At 44.6% G+C, this 18,437-nt stretch carries 20 protein-coding genes; 11 read left to right on the top strand and 9 right to left on the bottom strand.

Annotated features, from left to right (window positions below; all coding sequences use genetic code 11):
* Positions 1-360 precede the first annotated feature (360 nt).
* Positions 361-1,326, top strand: a complete 966-nt coding sequence (locus tag H6F66_RS17820) for a YbhN family protein (RefSeq protein WP_190423747.1) — start codon at positions 361-363, stop codon at positions 1,324-1,326.
* A gap of 31 nt (positions 1,327-1,357) precedes the next feature.
* On the opposite strand, the gene H6F66_RS17815 is transcribed toward H6F66_RS17820, so the two are convergent.
* The 3 genes from H6F66_RS17815 to H6F66_RS17805 all read right to left on the bottom strand — a co-directional run bounded on the left by H6F66_RS17815 (position 1,358) and on the right by H6F66_RS17805 (position 4,357).
* Complete coding sequence (locus H6F66_RS17815) at positions 1,358-2,650, bottom strand: hypothetical protein (protein WP_199294998.1); 1,293 nt, start codon at positions 2,648-2,650, stop codon at positions 1,358-1,360.
* A 213-nt stretch (positions 2,651-2,863) separates the two neighbouring features.
* Positions 2,864-3,835: a M48 family metallopeptidase gene (locus H6F66_RS17810; RefSeq protein WP_190423743.1), complete on the bottom strand. Its 972-nt coding sequence runs from the start codon at positions 3,833-3,835 to the stop codon at positions 2,864-2,866.
* Between the two features lie 198 nt (positions 3,836-4,033).
* Positions 4,034-4,357, bottom strand: coding sequence for a (2Fe-2S) ferredoxin domain-containing protein (locus H6F66_RS17805; RefSeq protein WP_190423776.1), 324 nt, complete (start codon positions 4,355-4,357; stop codon positions 4,034-4,036).
* Positions 4,358-4,501: 144 nt separating this feature from the next.
* Here H6F66_RS17805 and arsM point away from each other — a divergent pair, with 144 nt between their 5' ends.
* From arsM to H6F66_RS17775, 6 genes are all read left to right on the top strand, one after another.
* The gene (arsM, locus tag H6F66_RS17800; protein WP_190423741.1) at positions 4,502-5,470 is read left to right on the top strand and encodes an arsenosugar biosynthesis arsenite methyltransferase ArsM; all 969 of its coding nucleotides are present in this window, start codon (positions 4,502-4,504) and stop codon (positions 5,468-5,470) included.
* Positions 5,471-5,625: 155 nt separating this feature from the next.
* The gene (locus H6F66_RS17795; protein WP_190423739.1) at positions 5,626-5,949 is read left to right on the top strand and encodes a metalloregulator ArsR/SmtB family transcription factor; all 324 of its coding nucleotides are present in this window, start codon (positions 5,626-5,628) and stop codon (positions 5,947-5,949) included.
* A gap of 123 nt (positions 5,950-6,072) precedes the next feature.
* Complete coding sequence (locus H6F66_RS17790) at positions 6,073-7,125, top strand: PstS family phosphate ABC transporter substrate-binding protein (RefSeq protein WP_190423737.1); 1,053 nt, start codon at positions 6,073-6,075, stop codon at positions 7,123-7,125.
* Positions 7,126-7,184: 59 nt separating this feature from the next.
* A complete protein-coding gene (locus tag H6F66_RS17785; RefSeq protein WP_190423735.1) occupies positions 7,185-7,898 on the top strand; it encodes an MIP/aquaporin family protein in 714 nt (237 codons plus the stop codon).
* Between the two features lie 13 nt (positions 7,899-7,911).
* Positions 7,912-8,325, top strand: coding sequence for an arsenate reductase, glutathione/glutaredoxin type (gene arsC, locus H6F66_RS17780; protein WP_190423733.1), 414 nt, complete (start codon positions 7,912-7,914; stop codon positions 8,323-8,325).
* A 7-nt stretch (positions 8,326-8,332) separates the two neighbouring features.
* Positions 8,333-8,806: a dual specificity protein phosphatase family protein gene (locus tag H6F66_RS17775; RefSeq protein WP_190423731.1), complete on the top strand. Its 474-nt coding sequence runs from the start codon at positions 8,333-8,335 to the stop codon at positions 8,804-8,806.
* A gap of 68 nt (positions 8,807-8,874) precedes the next feature.
* Here the strand turns inward: H6F66_RS17775 and H6F66_RS17770 are convergent, their stop codons facing one another.
* On the bottom strand, positions 8,875-9,198 hold the full coding sequence (locus H6F66_RS17770) for a YnfA family protein (RefSeq protein WP_190423729.1): 324 nt from the start codon (positions 9,196-9,198) through the stop codon (positions 8,875-8,877).
* A 178-nt stretch (positions 9,199-9,376) separates the two neighbouring features.
* Between H6F66_RS17770 and arsH the strand changes: the two genes are divergently transcribed.
* From arsH to H6F66_RS29435, 3 genes are all read left to right on the top strand, one after another.
* The gene (arsH, locus tag H6F66_RS17765) at positions 9,377-10,003 is read left to right on the top strand and encodes an arsenical resistance protein ArsH (protein WP_190423727.1); all 627 of its coding nucleotides are present in this window, start codon (positions 9,377-9,379) and stop codon (positions 10,001-10,003) included.
* 169 nt (positions 10,004-10,172) lie between these two features.
* Positions 10,173-11,174 (top strand): arsenosugar biosynthesis radical SAM (seleno)protein ArsS, encoded by a 1,002-nt coding sequence (gene arsS / locus H6F66_RS17760; protein ID WP_190423725.1) that lies wholly within the window; start codon positions 10,173-10,175, stop codon positions 11,172-11,174.
* Positions 11,143-11,847, top strand: a complete 705-nt coding sequence (locus tag H6F66_RS29435; RefSeq protein WP_347269400.1) for a TVP38/TMEM64 family protein — start codon at positions 11,143-11,145, stop codon at positions 11,845-11,847. The genes arsS and H6F66_RS29435 overlap by 32 nt, the downstream gene beginning before the upstream one ends.
* Before the next feature lie 354 nt (positions 11,848-12,201).
* Here H6F66_RS29435 and H6F66_RS17750 read toward each other — a convergent pair whose 3' ends face one another.
* From H6F66_RS17750 to H6F66_RS17740, 3 genes are all read right to left on the bottom strand, one after another.
* Positions 12,202-13,263: an NF038130 family PEP-CTERM protein gene (locus tag H6F66_RS17750; protein WP_190423721.1), complete on the bottom strand. Its 1,062-nt coding sequence runs from the start codon at positions 13,261-13,263 to the stop codon at positions 12,202-12,204.
* A gap of 354 nt (positions 13,264-13,617) precedes the next feature.
* Positions 13,618-14,787 (bottom strand): LL-diaminopimelate aminotransferase, encoded by a 1,170-nt coding sequence (locus H6F66_RS17745; RefSeq protein WP_190423720.1) that lies wholly within the window; start codon positions 14,785-14,787, stop codon positions 13,618-13,620.
* A gap of 66 nt (positions 14,788-14,853) precedes the next feature.
* Positions 14,854-15,180: a thioredoxin family protein gene (locus tag H6F66_RS17740; RefSeq protein ID WP_190423718.1), complete on the bottom strand. Its 327-nt coding sequence runs from the start codon at positions 15,178-15,180 to the stop codon at positions 14,854-14,856.
* A gap of 340 nt (positions 15,181-15,520) precedes the next feature.
* Between H6F66_RS17740 and H6F66_RS17735 the strand changes: the two genes are divergently transcribed.
* Positions 15,521-16,348 carry a hypothetical protein gene (locus H6F66_RS17735; RefSeq protein WP_190423716.1) on the top strand — a complete coding sequence of 276 codons (828 nt, stop codon included), beginning with the start codon at positions 15,521-15,523 and terminating at the stop codon, positions 16,346-16,348.
* 193 nt (positions 16,349-16,541) lie between these two features.
* On the opposite strand, the gene H6F66_RS17730 is transcribed toward H6F66_RS17735, so the two are convergent.
* Positions 16,542-17,318: a PspA/IM30 family protein gene (locus tag H6F66_RS17730; RefSeq protein ID WP_190423714.1), complete on the bottom strand. Its 777-nt coding sequence runs from the start codon at positions 17,316-17,318 to the stop codon at positions 16,542-16,544.
* Between the two features lie 246 nt (positions 17,319-17,564).
* Positions 17,565-18,323 (bottom strand): PspA/IM30 family protein, encoded by a 759-nt coding sequence (locus H6F66_RS17725; protein ID WP_190423712.1) that lies wholly within the window; start codon positions 18,321-18,323, stop codon positions 17,565-17,567.
* Positions 18,324-18,437: the final 114 nt, after the last annotated feature.

Raw genomic sequence — 18,437 nt, 5'->3', positions numbered from 1 at the left:
GACTGCAAGCCAATCGTATCTAACTCTAGAGAGATTCACAAGAATTAGCCAAAAGTGCGTATCTAGTTGTCAGCAGCGCCCCTAAGAAAGCTAAATCGCTGTCCTAGTATACAACTTGGCTGATTTATCGCTCTATTGGAAGTATAGTTGCCAACACCTATTTGTGAGGGTCTGGAGAAATTAGATCATTAGCTAGAGCGCAAACAAGGTCTATAGTTCGCCAATGCTGGCAAAGTGTAAGGATGACTTTGCGATCGCTACCTGTTTCCAAAATCACATTCTCGCTACCAATCCCCACCCGTTATGCTCTTACCCTAGGATCAGGTATCTGCTGCAATTGACTACTCAATTTAGAAGCCGATGAAAAAAATTTGGTCAACTCTAAAGCCATACTTGCGCTGGGTAATTCTCGGCGCGACGCTGTTTTTTTTAGCGAAGGCTCTGAAAGACAACTGGCGAGAGGTTGCAGCAATTCAGATTACTGGTAACGGATGGACTTGTTTAGCGATCGCGTTTTTAATTACCTTACTTGCTCATACTTGGTCTGGATGGGTATGGAGCTGGATTCTGCAATCCTTCCGCCAACCTGTTCAACCCCGATGGGTCATCCAGGTTTATCTCAAAACCAACCTTGCTAAATATTTACCAGGAAATGTCTGGCACTACTACGGGCGCATCGTGGCGGTGACATCGCATGGTGGCTCTTTAGGTGCAGCAACTCTCAGCGTGGTACTAGAACCTCTGCTGATGGTTGCAGCAGCTTTGCTAATTGCCTTGATAGGTAGTCAAGCCCCAATTTTGGGCTTGCAAATTCTCAGTTTGGCTGTCATTTTGCTTGGCGTTCATCCCCGGATTTTGAACCCACTGATGCAGTTGGCGAGCAAGTTGAAGGGAAAAAGAAAAATAGAACCACCCACAACTCCACAAGCAGAGGCAATAGGATTCCCAGCCCCCAATCAAGAGTCCCCGATTCAACAAAAAGAAACCTCTTTTCGCATAGAACGCTATCCGCTTTTACCATTGTTGGGAGAAATTGGCTTTTTGTTATTGCGCGGTACTGGCTTTTTGTTTGCGATGCAGGCGCTTGTGGCTATCAATTCCAGTCAAATACCAATGCTGTTAAGTGCTTTTAGTCTGGCGTGGCTTTTGGGCTTAGTTGTACCGGGCGCTCCTGGGGGGATTGGGGTATTTGAAGCAACTGCTTTGGCACTCTTGAGGCAACAGTTTTCTCCCGCTATTCTTATTAGTGTCGTTGCTTTGTTCCGCATGGTAAGTGTTTTGGCGGAAGTAGCAGCTGCGGGACTAGCATCGTTGGTGAAAAATTAAAAATGAAGAATCCCCATTTTTAATTTTAAATTTACTCATCCGTTATTGGAGGCTCTGCGATCGCTTCATTCGCTGCTTCTAGCTCGGCATTCATTTTCAATTGAGAAAAAACCCGGTATACCTCCACAGGCTTATCCGACTGATATTCTTTTCTATGTTCTTGCATTTTTATTAAATTGTATTGCACATTTTCTCCATAAATCGCAAATGTTATATTGAATATCTCAAAAAAACTAATTACCCACTTGCAATCTTCTTCTGGATAGTGCATATAATACTGAATTAATTCAGCAATGCAAGTTTCCAAATGGGTGCGAGAGTTTTTTGATATTAAAATAACTTTTAATAACACAATCACTAAAGTCAAGGGATTCCCCTGAGACATCAACAAACCAAATAGCGGCGATGGTTCTTGATGATTTTCAGTTGTTAAATACTCGATAACCCGATTACAGGTTCGGAGCATTATCGCATCATTCAAGACATTTTCGTTATGACTATTATATAATCTGTCTAATTTTTCAGATAATTTGGTTCTCAGAACTTCGACAAAATTTGGGTTTTGTACTGAAAAAATCAAGTACTTTTTTAAGCTTTGCTTAAAATCTTGATAGGGAAGTTCTTTCGTTTGGTGTTTAAAAATATTGGCCAGATTTTCATAACTGAATGGCCCTCTTTTAGCTACAATTGCCTTGATAAGACGCAGAACCTCATCTCCCAGTCCAGTCGGGTTTTTCGGCAATTGTTCTCTACCTATCGCCGATTGCGATCGCGCCGTATACATCGCCAGATCAAACTTAAACTTGTCTTTTAGCTCTTGCGATAGCACTCTCGCAGCTTCCCGCTGTTCCACCGGGTTTTTGAGATCGGCATACTGAGGTACTAATAAATAAGAAGTATAGCGCTGGCTCCAGTGTAAGTTGTCACCATCTTCGTATCTCGCCGCAAATAATTTTAACTCTTGATAGTCTTTGCTTTTAATAAAATTTGCTAGCCAAAGTCTCAGTCTACTTAAATTATGAGACAGAGTTTTTTTGCTAATTAGCAAATTATCAAATGAATGGATTAACTCTTTTATAGAGCTATAGTTTCTGGTTGTCTCCCAATTATTAATGAGAATATAACAAGACCGCTTCAGCGTATTTCTAAACTCTTCCTCGTTATTAGAAAATATAATTTCTGACAGCGATTTTATGGCTATAGCATTAATAGGATTACTATCATAATAAATAAATAATCGCTTAAATTCCAGTAAAACATCTTCTGGAGGCCAGTGCTGAACTATCTCCAATAAGAAGCGATATATCATGTCTTGACTAGGCAAAATTTCGCGCTCTGACTGATTAGAGTTGACGCGAGCCTTAGTTTGATACCCATCTGATAGAAGATCCCCGATCATTCCAGCACTTTAGGACTATTGAGTCCTTCCTTAGAGTATGAAAAGATAAAGTAAATAGCACCCGTCGTCACAGAGTAATTGCAGTTTATCCTATTTTCTCTGGCTGCAATAGCCAGAATTGAAAATAATTTTCAACTGTTAGGGATCTTGCGATCGCGACCTAAAGCGGTTAATTTCAGCTTGTAATTCCTCAAGTTGACGCCGCAGTGCTTCCACGTCATCAACTGGTGCTTCCGAGGGAACATTCACCGCTCCCGACGCTCCTTTACGCTGGTAATTCCCCCTACGAATTTGACCATACTCCTCGGATGTTGCCCAATTTCGCAAGTGGTAGACACGTTCAACTGTAAATGGGTGGGTAACAAACCAGCCTTGACCTCCGTTATAAAGTAAAAATTTGTACACTTGATTTAATCCATCTTGATCGAGTTCTTGATACCTCTCTGATTGGCGAATAAATTCATCTAAACTTGCTTCATTCACATAACGCATACTCCCACCTGAGAGTTTCATCATTTTGTTCATTACTGGATTAAGGTCATCTATTACTAAAAGAGCTGCCCTATCTGCTGATAATTCAGCTTTTCGGCTCCATTCATAAAAAGCCAAAATTAAACCACTGCTTAGCAAATTGCTAAAGCCAAATGTCGCATTACCTATATAGTTAATGGTTCGCAGCGCCCAAATTGCCATTTGAGTTAAAGTCGTATGACCGCATTTAAGATGTCCTAATTCATGAGCAATTACTGCTCGAATTTCTACTTCGTTTAGCAGGTCTAAAAGTCCAGAATTTAGGATAATAAAAGGGCGTTCTTCTCCAATCGCTCCAGCGTTAGCCTCTGGAGTTTGAGAGATGAACAACAATGGCTCTGGGTAAATGTCCAAATCGCGTACACATTCCCGAAATATCCCGTAAATGGTGGAATACTGGCGCGGCCCCACCTGAATACTATTCCCCATCTGATAAACAAACTGCGGACGCTCAGAGAAAAATTCGACAAACTTGCGAGCCACAAGGTCAAATCCAGGTACGCTGCGTAAAGTTTCCTCGGCTTGTCGGTCGAGGGGGTGTCTAAATGCTTCGCTGGAAATTCCGGTATAAGTAGGCATACTAATCAACTCTTATACAGCATTTTACTGAAACTATGAAAGCTTACCAATAAACTAATCAAGTCTTGATCTACATTACATTTAAACGCGATTACGGATGCAGCCAAACAGCCCCAGAAATATCTTTAGAAGCAAACAACCAACTAACCCCTGAAAAAAAATCATAGTCAGAAGTTACTATATGTAGCATAAATAACCTTAAAAAGTTATTTGCATATGAATTCTGGGGTTCAGCTTGGCTTCTATAGGTTGCCCCCCTTTTAAATGTTGTTCAACAATAGCGGCTACATCCTGGGGGTGAACTCGACAGTACCAAGTTTCTTCCGGGACAATCCGCACCGTAGGGCCACAGCTACACTGTCCTTGGCAACCGCTCCCCTTTACCGTAACTCCTGGTACTTCCTGAGCCTCAAAAGCGGCTAACACTTCGGCGGAGCCATGTGCCAGACATGAGCGGTACTGGCAAACAAATAGGCAACGCTGCTGTTGTTCTAAAGAATTTTCTGGTGCAATATTTTCCAATTTCCCCTGTCCGCTCTTGTATCCCGAATGATTATTGATCCATATTAACTTCACCCTACTCGTTCAGTAGGGACAGGTTTTGCTAGTGTTTGAAAGGAGTCTAGCGTCTTTCTCTTGTAAATTGCTAGAAAAGGGAACATTTTAATGAGCTATCTTGAAACCGCTGCTGAATTTTACGGCGAAGTGGCACAGACACCAGAAGTTGGTTTATGCTGCGTTCAAAGCAGTCCGCTACAATTACCAGGACTGAAAATTCCGCCCCAGATGCAGGAGATGAATTATGGCTGCGGCACTACTGTCCATCCGACGGAACTGGCTAACTCTCCGAGTGTGCTATATGTAGGTGTTGGCGGTGGCTTGGAAGCGCTGCAATTTGCCTATTTTTCCCGACGAGTTGGTGGGGTAATTGCCGTCGATCCAGTAGCAAAAATGCGCGAAGCTGCTGCTAAGAACCTGAGAATGGCTTCTGCCCAAAACGCCTGGTTTGACCTCAGTTTTGTAGAGATTCGGGAAGGCGATGCTTTCGCCTTACCAGTACCAGATGCCTCAGTAGATGTAGTTGCCCAAAATTGTCTTTTTAATATCTTTGAGCCCGCCGACTTGAATAAGGCGCTTCAAGAAGCCTATCGGGTATTAAAACCGGGTGGCAGGCTGTTAATGAGCGACCCCATTGCTACTCGTCCGATTCCATCCCATCTTCAGAAAGATGAAAGGTTACGGGCAATGTGTTTGTCTGGTGCTATGACTTACGAACAGTATACTCAGCAATTAATTGATGCTGGGTTTGGTCAGGTAGAAATTCGCGCCCGTCGTCCATATCGGCTGCTGGATTCTGCTACCTACGGTTTGCCGGAACCTTTGCTTTTGGAAAGTTTAGATTCTGTCTCTTTTAAAGTCCAAATTCCTGAAGATGGTGCCTGTATTTTTACAGGAAAAACAGCAATTTATGCTGGTTCTGAAGAGTTTTTTGATGACTCGAATGGGCATATACTTCATCGTGGCATTCCAGCAGCCGTGTGCGATAAAACGGCGGGAAAACTGGGAGGATTAATGCCAAATGAAGTATTAATTACTGATTCAACTTGGCACTATACTGGCGGCGGTTGCTGTTGATATAGGCTGCAAACATATTCCGAATCCCTCCCCAACCGGGTTGGGGAGCGAGCTTTTCTGCTCTCGTTACTATTACGGCTTGGGAGGCGATCGCTTCCGCCTTATTGGTTGGTGCAAGGTTTAGGATAGCTAAAGAGTCGTTTCAACAAAACTTGATGGTTAACCTAAAACCGATCGCACCAGCTTCTATTTCTTCTAGTTTTCATGCTCTTTCTGACCCTCTGCGGCTTCAAGTCATAGATTTGCTGCGATCGCAAGAGCTATGCGTGTGCGAACTTTGCGAGAAATTAGGGGTTACGCAGTCTAAACTCTCTTTTCACCTGAAAACACTCAAAGAAGCCGAACTCGTGCGATCGCGTCAAGAAGGGCGCTGGATTTACTACAGTCTGAACCTCCCCCAATTTGTCCTCTTGGAGCAGTACCTCGCCGAGTACCGTACAAAAGCTGTGATGTTGCCCGCTCGCTCCTGCCCTGACTAGCCTTCACCCATCAACTTTTTTAATAAGGTTATTGTCTCCAATGCCTTCCCTACTACTTGACAAATCAATTTTTTTTGAAATGATATAGGTGTACCCCTAAAATATGTAATCGGGGCGAGGGCAATGGACATAACAGCAAAGGGTTCGGCTATCCGGCTAGGTATTCTTGCTTTGACAGCTAGTGTCGCTGCGACACTAAACTCATGTACTTCAGCCCCATCCACGCAGCAAAATCAGAGGAGTGCTTCAAGCAACGGAGCAGTTAAAATTGATGGTTCTAGCACGGTTTTTCCGATTACGGAGGCAGTAGCCAAAGAATATAAATTAAATAAAAATGGCAACAGCCAAATACAAGTCGCCTTTTCCGGAACCAGCGCTGGATTTAAAAAGTTCTGTGCTGGCGAAACAGACATCAGCAACGCCTCGCGCCCCATCCTCACCGATGAGGTAGAAGCTTGCCGTCAAGCTGGCGTGCGTTACATAGAACTACCTATAGCCTATGATGCCCTCACCGTCGCGGTTCATCCCCAAAATGATTGGGCAAAGGACATCACGATTGCAGAGTTGAAAAAAATATGGGAACCAGCAGCCCAAGGAAAAATTACCACTTGGAATCAGGTTCGGTCTTCCTGGCCTAACAAACCGCTTAAACTGTATGGTGCAGGTGGCGAATCTGGTACGTTTGACTACTTTACAGAAGCAACAGTCGGTAAAACCAGAGCCAGCCGCACTGACTATACAGCCAGTGAAGATGATAACGTTCTAGTGCGAGGAGTTGGCACAGATCCAAACGCTTTGGGTTACTTTGGATACGCTTACTACGAAGCTAACCAAAATAGATTGAAAGCTTTAGCGGTTAACAGTGGCAATGGAGCAGTGCTTCCTGCACGTCAGGCTGTAGAAAACGCTCAGTATCAACCCCTTTCTCGACCGCTTTTAATCTACGTAAATGCAAAATATGCTCAAAACAAACCGGAAGTCCGAGCTTTTGTAGAATTCTACCTGAAAAATGCGAACCGATTGGTTAACACTGTAGGCTACATACCTTTACCTGAAGAAGGTTATCACATCGCCTTTGTCCACTTTGAAAGAGGAAAAGTAGGAACGGTATTTGCTGGAGAGCAGAAGCTAAATCTGACAATTGGTGAGTTGTTACGCCAAGAAGCAAAGTTTTAATTTTAGGACATTGGTAATAGGTCAATTACCTATTACCTATTACCAATCCCCCATTGAGAATGGCTTTGAAATCAAATTCAAAAATTTTTTTGTGGAAATCAATTTCCCATTGCTGGCGAGAGGCCGTGGCGGAAGGCATTGGCAGTTTTGTTTTAGTCTTTGCTGGGACTGGCGCTGTGATGGTCAATCAAATCAGCAATGGGGCCATTACTCATCTCGGCATCAGCTTTGTATTTGGGGCAGTTGTTGCGGCTTTAATTTATACGCTGGGACACATTAGCGGCGCTCATTTTAACCCAGCGGTGACGCTAGCTTTCTGGACAAGTGGCTTTTTTCCCAAGCGGCGAGTGCTGCCTTATATTTTGGCGCAGTCATTGGGAGCAGTTATCGCCTCAGCTCTACTGTTAATAGCTTTGGGGCGCGTAGCTAATCTGGGTGCAACTGTGCCGCTAGAGGGGAATTGGCTGCAATCTCTGGTGCTGGAAACGGTTCTCACCTTTATTTTAATGTTTGTGATTTTTGGTTCTGGGCTGGATCGCCGCGCCCCGATTGGCTTTGCGGGGTTAGCGATTGGCTTGACGGTGGGGTTAGAGGCGGCGTTTATGGGGCCAATTACCGGAGCGAGTATGAATCCTGTAAGGTCATTTGGCCCTGCTTTGGTTGGCGGAATATGGCAGCACCATTGGGTTTATTGGGTGGCACCGATTTTAGGGGCGCAATTAGCGGTGCTGGTGTACAGGCAACTTTCCAACGGATTTCGGGATATTCAGTAAGCGAGGAAACGAAATGAAACGTGTCATGTTTGTGTGCAAGAAAAATTCTGCCCGTTCCCAAATGGCGGAAGGCTTTGCGAAAACACTGGGTAAGGGAAAAATTGAAGTGATTAGCTCTGGATTAGAAGCCTCTCAGGTTAGACCGGAAGCGATCGCTACCATGAAAGAAATCGGCATTGACATTACCAATCAACACTCGAAACCCCTTAGCGACTTCAAGGCTGAAGACTTTGATGTGGTAATTTCCCTGTGCGGTTGTGGAGTTAATCTGCCGACAGATTGGGTACTTCGGGAAGCATTTGAGGATTGGCAGCTTGACGATCCGGCTGAACAGCCTGAAATTTTCCCCAGAGTCCGCGATCAGATAAAAGAACGGGTGACTCAACTCATTGAATCGCTCAAAGAAGGAGCGACACCTGTTGGATAAGGTTCTAATGACAAATCAAACACCGATAGAGCAACCAATCCAACCGATTGCAGAGAATTTGTGGTGGGTGATTCCAGGCAAACTCGCAGGTGTTCGTAAGCCAATGCCAGAGGAACTGACCGAACTACAGGCTGCGGGCGTTGGCGCGATTGTCTCTGTTATGGATGACCCCTCCAACCTAGATTTGTATCACCAGGCAAACATCCCTCACCTCTGGTTGCCAACCAAAGGCGGTACCCAACCCAGTCGGGAACAGGTTGAAGAATTACACAACTTTGTTGACAGTCAAAATCGCCAAGGCAGCGCTGTTGCAGTCCATTGCACCAGTGGGAGACGACGGACGGGAACGATGCTGGCTTCTTACCTGATTTGCACTGGCGTGTCTTATAGCGAAGCAATGCAGAAAATTGAAAGCGCTAACTCCGAAGTCGAACTGCGAGAAGCCCAAAGCGCCTTTTTGCGAGATTTGGCAGGAGGATAAATAAGCCAATTGACATACGGGGCGGTGGAGGATTGTGCAGTAAAGGTTCGGATGCAGACGGAGGTTCATTAGCGATGAGGGCTGAACAAGATTACAACCGCTCCGATGAGGGAGATCGTAACGCCAAGTAAGTCCCACTTATCCGGTTTAACCCCCTCAGCCAACCATAACCAAAACAGAGATAAGAGGATGTAGAAACCACTGTAGGCAGCGTATGCTCTTCCAGCATTTGAAGCATCTACTTTGGTTAGAGCAACAGCATAGATGATCAGAGCGAAGATACCTGGAACAGTCCACAAGATACTCTTTCCTAGTCGTAACCATGCCCAAAACGTGTAACACCCGGAGATTTCTCCTAGAGCTGCAACTAGAAAGAAGCCAAACGTTTGCATTTTTAGTAATTACTAAGAGGTCAAAAAAGACATCCTATATCAAGCCCGTCTAATTATCAATAATAAAAACCTGTCCGCTTCAGTTCTAATTATAGCTATTCAACCGGACATGATATTACATCTAGAAGCCATGATCAATTCGTTAGTTGAATTCCTAAACTAGAGGTTACTAATTTCCATGACAACTTTCGATCATCCACCCAGAATCTTGTTTTTGTATGGCTCTTTAAGAGAGCGTTCTTACAGCCGTTTATTAGCAGAAGAGTCCGCCAGAATTATCGAAGGTTTTGGTGCAGAAACCAAATTTTTTGACCCACGTGAATTGCCGATTCACGGCAGCGTAGAAGCTGACCATCCAAAGGTTCAAGAATTGCGGAATTTAAGCTTGTGGTCTGAGGGTCAAGTTTGGTCTAGTCCAGAGATGCACGGGAATATTACTGGCATTCTGAAAAACCAAATCGACTGGATTCCCCTAACTTTAGGGGCAGTGAGACCGACTCAAGGCAGAACTTTGGCAGTCATGCAGGTCAGCGGCGGTTCTCAGTCATTTAACGCCGTCAATACTATGCGAATCCTGGGACGCTGGATGCGGATGTTTACCATCCCCAATCAGTCTTCGGTTGCCAAAGCTTACAACGAGTTCCACGAAGACGGAACGATGAAGGATTCCGCATATCGCGATCGCGTTATCGACGTAATGGAAGAACTTTACAAGTTTACGCTGCTACTCCGAGATCGAGTAGACTACCTGACGGATCGCTACAGCGAACGCAAGGAAAAAGAAGCCAAGCTGCTTCAGATGTAATTTCCTACGGACTGTCGGGTGATTTCATACTACAGCTAGAGGTCAAGGAATCTAGCTGTGAAGCACTGTTTCCCGCAACCCATAATCTTTAAGATTACGGGTTTTTTAACTACTCGCCTACAAAATAGAACGGTATGATCGGGAGAGAACAATAAATTTTTGTTAACAAATGCTCCAGATAGAATCAAATCAACCAAAAATAACCCAATTTAAAGAAAAAATCGGACTTCCTCTAAGTAAAAGCAAAATCAGTGTTTTGCAAATCAATTTAGGAAAGCGCTGCAATCTTGCCTGTACTCATTGCCATGTGGAAGCAGGGCCAAAACGCACAGAAGAACTCACCCCAGAAGTTTGCAATCAACTGATTGAAGTAATATATAAATTTCCTGAACTTAAAATAGTAGACTTGACGGGCGGCGCGCCGGAAATGAATTATGGTTTCAAGCCATTGGTAGAAGCAGCCAGGGAAAATGGGAAACAAGTAATTGTTAGGTCTAACCTCACGATTTACTTTGAATCGGGGTTTGAAGATATCCCCGAATACTGCGCCAAACATCAAACAAGAATTGTTGCTTCTTTGCCCTGTTATCTGGAAGACAATGTTGATAGAATGCGAGGAAACGGGGTTTATGACGCTTCAATTCGGGCGCTGCAATGGCTGAATAAATTGGGTTATGCCCAAGACCCAAATTTAATCCTAGATTTGGTGTTTAACCCGCAAGTACCGCACACAGAAAAATTTTCTCTAACTCCTAATCAGAGTACGCTACAACAAGATTATCAGAGGTTTTTAAGAGAACATTTTGATGTTGAATTTAACAACCTATTTACGATTACGAATTTACCGATAGGGCGAGTGCAGCAGCATTTACAACGTAAGCAGCTATACACACCATATTTGCAGTTTCTAGAGGCTCATTTCAATGGCGATACAGTTGAAAATTTAATGTGTCGAAATGAACTTTCAATCGACTATCTGGGCAATATTTATGATTGCGACTTTAACCAGATGACAAATATTCCAGCGAAAACTCGCACAGGTGAAACGCTGACGGTGGCTAAGCTACTGGAAGCTGGAAGGTTAGACTTAATAGACGAGGTACAGACGGCACCGTATTGTTACGGTTGTACGGCTGGGAGTGGTTCTAGTTGCGGCGGTGCTTTGGTGTGAAATGATAAATCGGTCGCCAGCCAAATTCCTCAAAAATCCGCGATTTTGGATGGCGATCGCGCTGCTATTTTTCCTGCTGCTATGTATCTTTAGCCCGCTGAAAGTTTTGTTCGATCCCATTGTTCTTACTCAGCAGATAAAAAGTTGGGGGAATTGGGGCATCTTTTTGTTTCTTCTAATTTTCACCGCAGCAACAGCGGTAGGTATACCTGGAGTAATGTTTCCCATTGTTGCTGGTGCCGTTTTTGGGTTAGTTTGGGGAACCTTTTGGTCTGTCGTGGGCGCTACACTGGGAGCGATCGCTGCTTTCTGGACTGCGCGTTACCTGTTGCATGACTGGGCAAAACGTCGATTTGGCGAACATCCAGCCTTGATGCGGTTTAATCAAGCGATCGCCCGTCAACCGCTGACTTTTGTGTTAGCGGTGCGTTTTGCGCCAATTTCGCCCTTCACTGTCGTCAATTTTCTCTTTGGACTAACACCGATTAACTGGTTTCCGTATGCAGTCGGCACTTTTTTAGGAATTATCCCTGGAATGATAGCTTACGTCTGGGTGGGAGCCACGGGAGAGTCGGTTTTGCGAGGAGGCGATCGCTTTCCTTTTTTCTTAGCATTGAGTTTCCTCGCCTTACTCTCCTTCCTGCCAATTTTGGCTAGGAAAAAAAAGCCTTAACTTTTCATAGAAAACTTCTATATAGCAGCCCTAAATGGTTCGTGAACGCAAGATACCCGACTTCTTTAAGAAGTCGGGTATCTGAAGGACGGGCATCTCACAATCCTATTTGAACTGTTATATGTCCCTGGAAAACATATATCTGTAGGGACATGGCATTGCCATGTCCCTACCAAGGTGGTGAAAACAAAACAACCGCGATATATTCCACTCAACTGAGAAACGCTATAGTCCTTGAATGTCTGGCGTGGGCTTTCGTAGATTCTGAGTTGTCGCCTTAGTAAATAACTGAACTACAAAAGCCCTTTCGATTTTTGGCGGAGGTATTGTTTAAAGCAATCGATATCGCAAAAACTAAGCTTTTTTCAACATCTTACGCTTACCAACCAAGAAACCACCCACAGAAATTAAACCTAACATGGCAGAAGGTTCAGGTACAGACTCAGATGGGGGTAGCTGATACGTCCGGTTCCAGCTGTAAATGGCAGTGTGAGATGTAGTGTCGCTAACAGAAGCGTCGGCAGCAAAAGCGCCAGAATCTATTGCTGAGAAGCCGAAAGCATAATCAACCACGCCATTGAAGGTTACTTTGGCAATCTCACTCATTTGGAAGAATTTGCCTTGTTGGACTGATTTTGTGGCTAAAGCGACTATAGCTTGATCCAGAAATATGTTACCTGTGGCGTAACGAGCATCATTTTTTGGCTTTAGATAATTCGGGTTGGGAATTGGCTGCCCAAAAGTAGGGTTAGGTACTATCTTTCCATTTTGACGAATTGTCTTTACGGGATTTGGAATAGTCTGTCTGGTATCTATATAAAGTCCAGCCCGATCCAAGTGTCCAACCAGGTCAATTTGTAATTTACCTGTTTGGTCATCCAGCGCCACAGCGCCGACGTTAGGATCTCCAGCACTGTACAGACCTTTTGTTTTCAGCGTATCCAGCATCAAATTATATTGATCCGCAGTCGGTGAGGCTGGTAGCAGGGAAGCGTAAGCGCCGAGGAAGCCGTCTAGCCAGCCCTTTGCCAATTTCTCATCTTGCCAATCTTCTTGTACGACAGTCTCGACTTTAACTGTGTTTTTTCCTAGATTGGCAGTGAATCCAACTCTTTGAGGGTTTTCACTTCCATACCAAAACTCAACGTTGGTGGCGGCGCTGTCATCGGTTAAAGCTTGGGTTGCTTTATTAATGTCATCTCTGGTGATGTCATTTAAAAGTTGTCTTTCAATCCCATTGACAGTTTTATATTGAGTATCTCCAAAAAGGTAGGTCTGAAGTTGGGGTTTGTCCTGGTAAGTGCTGAACTGAATATTACTAGGTTTGAGTGTTGTAGCGAAGGCTGGGTTAGATGCGATCGCGCTTACACCTACAACCGAGGCACTAATTAGTAATTTCTCGATTGCCTTTAGCATACGGGTTTGCTTGGAGAATTCCTGGTTGTTCAGTCTTTTGGAAGAACCTATTAACATGACTTGACCTTTTTAAAGTTAACTAAGGTGGGATATAGCCTGTCTGAGGATTCTCACTTTAAATGTGGTTTCTTCACACCGGAGTTGCTTTTGTCTGCATTACTCGCGGCGAGGGTTTCTCTCACAGGTCATGTCAATTGTAGAAATTCCCAAAGCTGAATAGGCAAATTTAGCGTGAACTGTTGTCACGCCTGAGTAAAGAATTGAACAGGTTTTTACAAGCTATTTACCAGTATTAATACTTGAGTACGTAAACTGGTTTTAACTATAAAATAATGGCTATTTATTTACGTGTAATTACTTGCGTAAAAACAACGATGCCCGTTCCACCGCAGTTTGCAAAATTGCTGGATCCTGTACCAAGGCGAAGCGCACATAACCTTCCCCAGATTTCCCAAACCCGGCACCGGGGGAAGCAGCAACACCAGTAGTTTCTACTAGCTGGCTGCAAAATCCGATGGAATCGTTTGCCCAAAGTTGAGGCAACTTAGCCCACACGTACATGGTCGCACCTGGGGTAGGAACCTCCCAGCCAATCCTGTGAAGCGCTTTAACGAAGGTATCCCGACGTTGGCGAAAGGTTTCAACTGCTGCCTTTACACCTTCTTGCGGGCCATTAAGGGCAGCGATCGCGCCATTCAAAATTCCCCCATATTGGTTAAAATCAATTGCTGCTTTTACCTGACGCAAGGCGCGAATCAGCTGAGCATTTCCTATTGCGTAGCCGATGCGGAAGCCGCCCATATTGTAGGACTTGGACATAGTAAAAAACTCAATCGAGACGCTTTTATCCGGGTCGGCTTGCAAAATTGAGGGAACCGCTACGTCTTCAAATACTAGATCGGCGTAAGGAAAATCGTGAACCAACACGAGATTATGCTGCTGGCAGAAAGCAACTGCTGACTGAAAGAAAGATAAAGGCGCGATCGCAGTCGTGGGATTATGGGGATAGCTCAGTACCATCATCCGTGACTCTTGCAAAACTGGCAGGGGGATTTCTTCAAATACGGGCAAAAATCCATTTTCTGCCCGTATTGGCATCGGATAGATTTGGCCGCCAGCCAAGTACACTCCCCCAGCATGAGAAGGATAACCAGGGTCAAGCAATAAGGCAAAATCCCCTGGATTGAGTACCGCTAAGGGTAAATGGGCAGTGCCTTCCTGAGAACCAATTAGAGGCAGCACCTCAGTTTCTGGATCAACAGGAATACCGTATTTCTGCGTATACCAGTTAGCGGCGGCTTGACGAAAAGCTTGAGTTCCGTGAAAAAGTAAGTAGCCGTGGGTACTCTGGTCAGATAGAGATTGCGCGATCGCATCGATGATATGAGTCGATGTCGGTAAATCAGAAGAACCCAGCGACAGATCAATTATCTCCTGTCCAGCGGCCCTAGCTTTTGCCTTCGCCCGATCCATATCAGCAAAGACATTTGATTGCAGTGGTTGTAAACGCTTGGCAAACTGCATATTTAATCCTTTGTCCTTTGCTAATAGCTAATGGCTTTTAACAATTAGCCATTAACTATTAGTCATTTACAAGTGAGTTTCCAGCATACTCATCAATGTCTGTTTCCCAATGGCTCCCTCGTGAGATTCAATCACCTCACTGTCCTTAAACAGCCTGAGAGCTGGCAGTCCTTCCACTTTGTACTTTGCCACAGTTTCGGGATTGGGGTCGCTTTCCATTTTCACGACCTTGAGGCGATCGCCATAAGTATCGGCAGCTGCTTGCACTGTTGGCGATACCAGGCGACAAGGGCCGCACCACGCAGCCCAAAAGTACACGAGTACAGGCTGCGCTGCTTTCAGGACTTCCGTTTCAAATTCGGTATCTGTAATAGAAATAACACTGCTGCTCATCGCAACCTACCATCTGACACTATTTTGATTGCACTAACCCATTAGGCAGGTATTAACCCTGCTGCTTGCTGTTTCTACAATAGACCGAATTTTACCCTGAAAAAAGTACAGGCGGTGTTTTCCGGTCTGTAGGAGTTTCGCTTCAGCCAAGGAAAGTACATAGTAACCCGCTTCTATCGCTCAGGGTAGAGTCATTGCCCCTACATTTATTCTAATTTTTGGATAGTCAAGCTTGTTCAATGCCAAAAGTAGCAGCTTTAAAATTCATTATTAAAACGACGCAATGTTCTTTCCAAGAGTTTGTTTCACACTCGCCAAGGCGTTTATTTACACATTTCCTGTGACTTTACTTGCTCTGTTGCCTGATGGGGCAATAGCGGTAAGCTTGTCTGGGGATAGCGATTCGTCCAACACTTCACGCACTGCGATCGCGTTATTTACCGGATTCGGTGAAGATCCTGCTAATCCGCAGACTGGTTTGAATATACTTAATAACCTACTACAGAACCAGTTTGGGGGTAATTCTGCTCGCCCCTTCGACAGCAGAGTTTTTACATACGCGCAGTCAAGCGACGCATTAAACTATCTCCAAAGTTTTGATAACCTGACTTCTATAGGGATAATCGGATACAGCTTAGGTGGAAATGCAGCGTCTGTGTTTGCTAAAAATTTTCCAGCCCCCCAGCCAATTAATCTCCTAGTTCAAATTGATTCCGTGGGTATTTCTGATGATAAAGTACCGGACAATGTGAGCAAAGGATTTAATTATTTTCAGCGTAATCCCAGCTATCCGGGCGGCTCCATAACACAAAAAGTTATAGAAAGGGCAGTAACGCAAGCGGTACAAAAAAATGTTAAGGGTGCCGATAATGTAAATGTTGAGGAACTGTTCAACGACCAAAGCATCGTTCACATCGGCATTGATAATGACGTGCGTTTGCATCAACTAATTGCCAACAACGTCAAAGATTTTTTAATTAATCCTTTGACTCCTGTTCCTGAAGCTACTTTTGCTTTTAAACAAAGTAGTTTTAGTAACCAAGCTAGTGTTTCAGCCGCCGATGTACCCGAAGCTTCTACTACATTGGGTGTTGTAATGTTTGGGGTCTTCGGTGTCGGTTCATTGCTAAAACGCCAACAGCAACAGAAAGATAAGGTTGATAATTAATAATTTTTCCTCTGGTTCAACTGCTTGTTAAATATTGATTTCAACTGTTTTAACAGGTTTGAGCTTTGAGCTGAAAATTTATTCCCCCCCTCTTCAGGTAAGAAACCCTACATTATAAAGCAAAAGTTGGGTAACGCGATCGCATTACCCAACCTACAATCTGACCCTTTTAGCGTCTCAGTAAAGCCTCAGCTTAGAGGTTATCCAATTGCTTTTTTAGGTCTTCTAACTCGTTATCAACTGCGGCATTAGATGACGAGGTAGAAGTTGGTTTAGCTGCTGGTAGTGCGCCTCCTGATGCTGTGGCAGGGCCCAAAGACATCTGAGCTTTCAACGCTGCTAATTCATCATCAACGTCATTGCCGGATTCCAGCATGGCAAATTGCTCTTCTAAAGCATTGCCAGTGAGTTCTTGCGCTGCTGTGGAACGAGCTTCCAGTTCCATAACTTTTTCTTCCATCCGCTCAAAGGCTCCCATCGCGCTGCCGGTTCCCAAGCGTCCCACGGTGTTTTGCAACTGCTCGTTGGCTTTGGCAGCTTGCGCCCGTGCCTTCAGCATATCCTTCTTGGTCTTGGCTTCAGAAATCTTACTTTCTAGAGCAATTAGGTTGCGCTTGAGGGCATCCACCTGAGTCGTTTGCTGATCCAGGCTGGTTTTCAGGGTAGCAGCAGTTTCGGCGTGTGTCTTCTTGCGTCCCAGCGCCTCTCTAGCAAGATTCTCATCGCCTTTACTAAGAGCCAGCCGAGCGCGGCTGTCCCAGTTGTTTGCTTCAGTTTGGTTTTGGTTATACTGTTGCTGAGTCCGCTTTTGTCCGGCAATGGATCTGGCAACTGCCTGACGCAACTGCACCAGGTCTTCCTGCATATCGATGATAGACTGCTCCAGAATCTTTTCTGGGTCTTCAGCCTTGCTCACCACGTCGTTTAGGTTGGCTCGGACGACTCGGCTAATGCGATCAAATAATCCCATGACGCTGTTTATCCTCTTGGCGTGTACTAAAGTAGGTATTTTGCAGGCTCTATGGAGTAGAAAAGAGCAAGTTCAATTTAGTAGATCAGTTTTTCCGTTGGTTGTGCTGTCGGCAATTCTTGGTAACACCATTTCCAGTCTAGGGTGGTATGCAAAAATGACTCACGCAACCTTTAGGAATTGTTAAAGACCGATCGCTTTTCTTTCTAGTCTAGAAACTTCACAACAAAATCGGTAGCTTCCAGATCAAGAACTTTCCAACTGGGAGCGGATTTTTTGTAATTCAGGATCTAAGCTAGGATCTGAGTTGGCGCTTTGAGTAGACGGCAATTGCGGTGTCTGGGTGCCTTGACCGAGTTGAGCTTTCATGGCGGTTAATTCGGTGTCGATTTCACCAGCATCTTCCAGCGTCAGAAATTTCTTTTGCAAATCGTCAGTTCCGAGTTCAGCGATCGCTTCACTTTGTGCTTCTAGTTGCAAAACTTTATCTTCCATGCGCTCGAAGGCGGTCAGGGTACTGGTCGTATTCACGCCGCCGATCATTTCGTTAATTTTCGCACTAGCTTGGGCAGAACGAGCGCGAGCGATGTACATATCTTTTTTGGTTCTGGCTTCAGAGATTTTTGTTTCTAGCGATCGCATATCTTGTTTGAGCCGGTTAACCATCTGGCTTTGCTGGTCTATTTGCTCGCGCATTGCCTCTGCTGTTTCTTGATAGCCTTTGCGCTTGGTCAAAGCTTGTCTGGCTAAGTTCTCGTCGCCTTTAGAGAGTGCTAGTTGGGCGCGATCATACCATTCAGAGGCGGTGTTTTCCGCTTGAGAGTATTGCCGCTCAGTGCGTTTTTGAGTAGCGATCGCTTGAGCCACAGCTTGGCGCAGTTGAATCAAATTCTCCTGCATTTCCAAAACCGTTTCTTCCAACACTTTTTCAGGATCTTCCGCTTTTCCAATCAAATTGGTAATGTTGGCTCGAATTACTCGCAGAATGCGGTCGATCAATCCCATCTCAAGTCTCCATTCACGACGCTTGGATTTAGTGTTGGTGGCTCTCCGGTCGGCTACTGAATAATCAAGACATTAGCGATCGCGGACACGTTAGAAACGTTAACTGAATGCTAT

Origin of the sequence: Trichocoleus sp. FACHB-6 (genome assembly GCF_014695815.1) — a bacterium.
In the GTDB taxonomy this organism is placed as follows: Bacteria; Cyanobacteriota; Cyanobacteriia; order Cyanobacteriales; family FACHB-T130; genus Funiculus; species Funiculus sociatus.
This window is presented reverse-complemented; position numbering and strand designations above follow the sequence as displayed.

Bases quoted from the DNA above. Each gene is read 5' to 3' on its own strand.
- H6F66_RS17820 (WP_190423747.1), top strand. From the start codon at position 361: ATGAAAAAAATTTGGTCAACTCTAAAGCCATACTTGCGCTGGGTAATT.
- H6F66_RS17810 (WP_190423743.1), bottom strand. From the start codon at position 3,835: ATGCCTACTTATACCGGAATTTCCAGCGAAGCATTTAGACACCCCCTC.
- arsM (WP_190423741.1), top strand. From the start codon at position 4,502: ATGAGCTATCTTGAAACCGCTGCTGAATTTTACGGCGAAGTGGCACAG.
- H6F66_RS17795 (WP_190423739.1), top strand. From the start codon at position 5,626: ATGGTTAACCTAAAACCGATCGCACCAGCTTCTATTTCTTCTAGTTTT.
- H6F66_RS17790 (WP_190423737.1), top strand. From the start codon at position 6,073: ATGGACATAACAGCAAAGGGTTCGGCTATCCGGCTAGGTATTCTTGCT.
- H6F66_RS17785 (WP_190423735.1), top strand. From the start codon at position 7,185: ATGGCTTTGAAATCAAATTCAAAAATTTTTTTGTGGAAATCAATTTCC.
- arsC (WP_190423733.1), top strand. From the start codon at position 7,912: ATGAAACGTGTCATGTTTGTGTGCAAGAAAAATTCTGCCCGTTCCCAA.
- H6F66_RS17775 (WP_190423731.1), top strand. From the start codon at position 8,333: ATGACAAATCAAACACCGATAGAGCAACCAATCCAACCGATTGCAGAG.
- H6F66_RS17770 (WP_190423729.1), bottom strand. From the start codon at position 9,198: ATGCAAACGTTTGGCTTCTTTCTAGTTGCAGCTCTAGGAGAAATCTCC.
- arsH (WP_190423727.1), top strand. From the start codon at position 9,377: ATGACAACTTTCGATCATCCACCCAGAATCTTGTTTTTGTATGGCTCT.
- arsS (WP_190423725.1), top strand. From the start codon at position 10,173: ATGCTCCAGATAGAATCAAATCAACCAAAAATAACCCAATTTAAAGAA.
- H6F66_RS17750 (WP_190423721.1), bottom strand. From the start codon at position 13,263: ATGCTAAAGGCAATCGAGAAATTACTAATTAGTGCCTCGGTTGTAGGT.
- H6F66_RS17745 (WP_190423720.1), bottom strand. From the start codon at position 14,787: ATGCAGTTTGCCAAGCGTTTACAACCACTGCAATCAAATGTCTTTGCT.
- H6F66_RS17740 (WP_190423718.1), bottom strand. From the start codon at position 15,180: ATGAGCAGCAGTGTTATTTCTATTACAGATACCGAATTTGAAACGGAA.
- H6F66_RS17730 (WP_190423714.1), bottom strand. From the start codon at position 17,318: ATGGGATTATTTGATCGCATTAGCCGAGTCGTCCGAGCCAACCTAAAC.
- H6F66_RS17725 (WP_190423712.1), bottom strand. From the start codon at position 18,323: ATGGGATTGATCGACCGCATTCTGCGAGTAATTCGAGCCAACATTACC.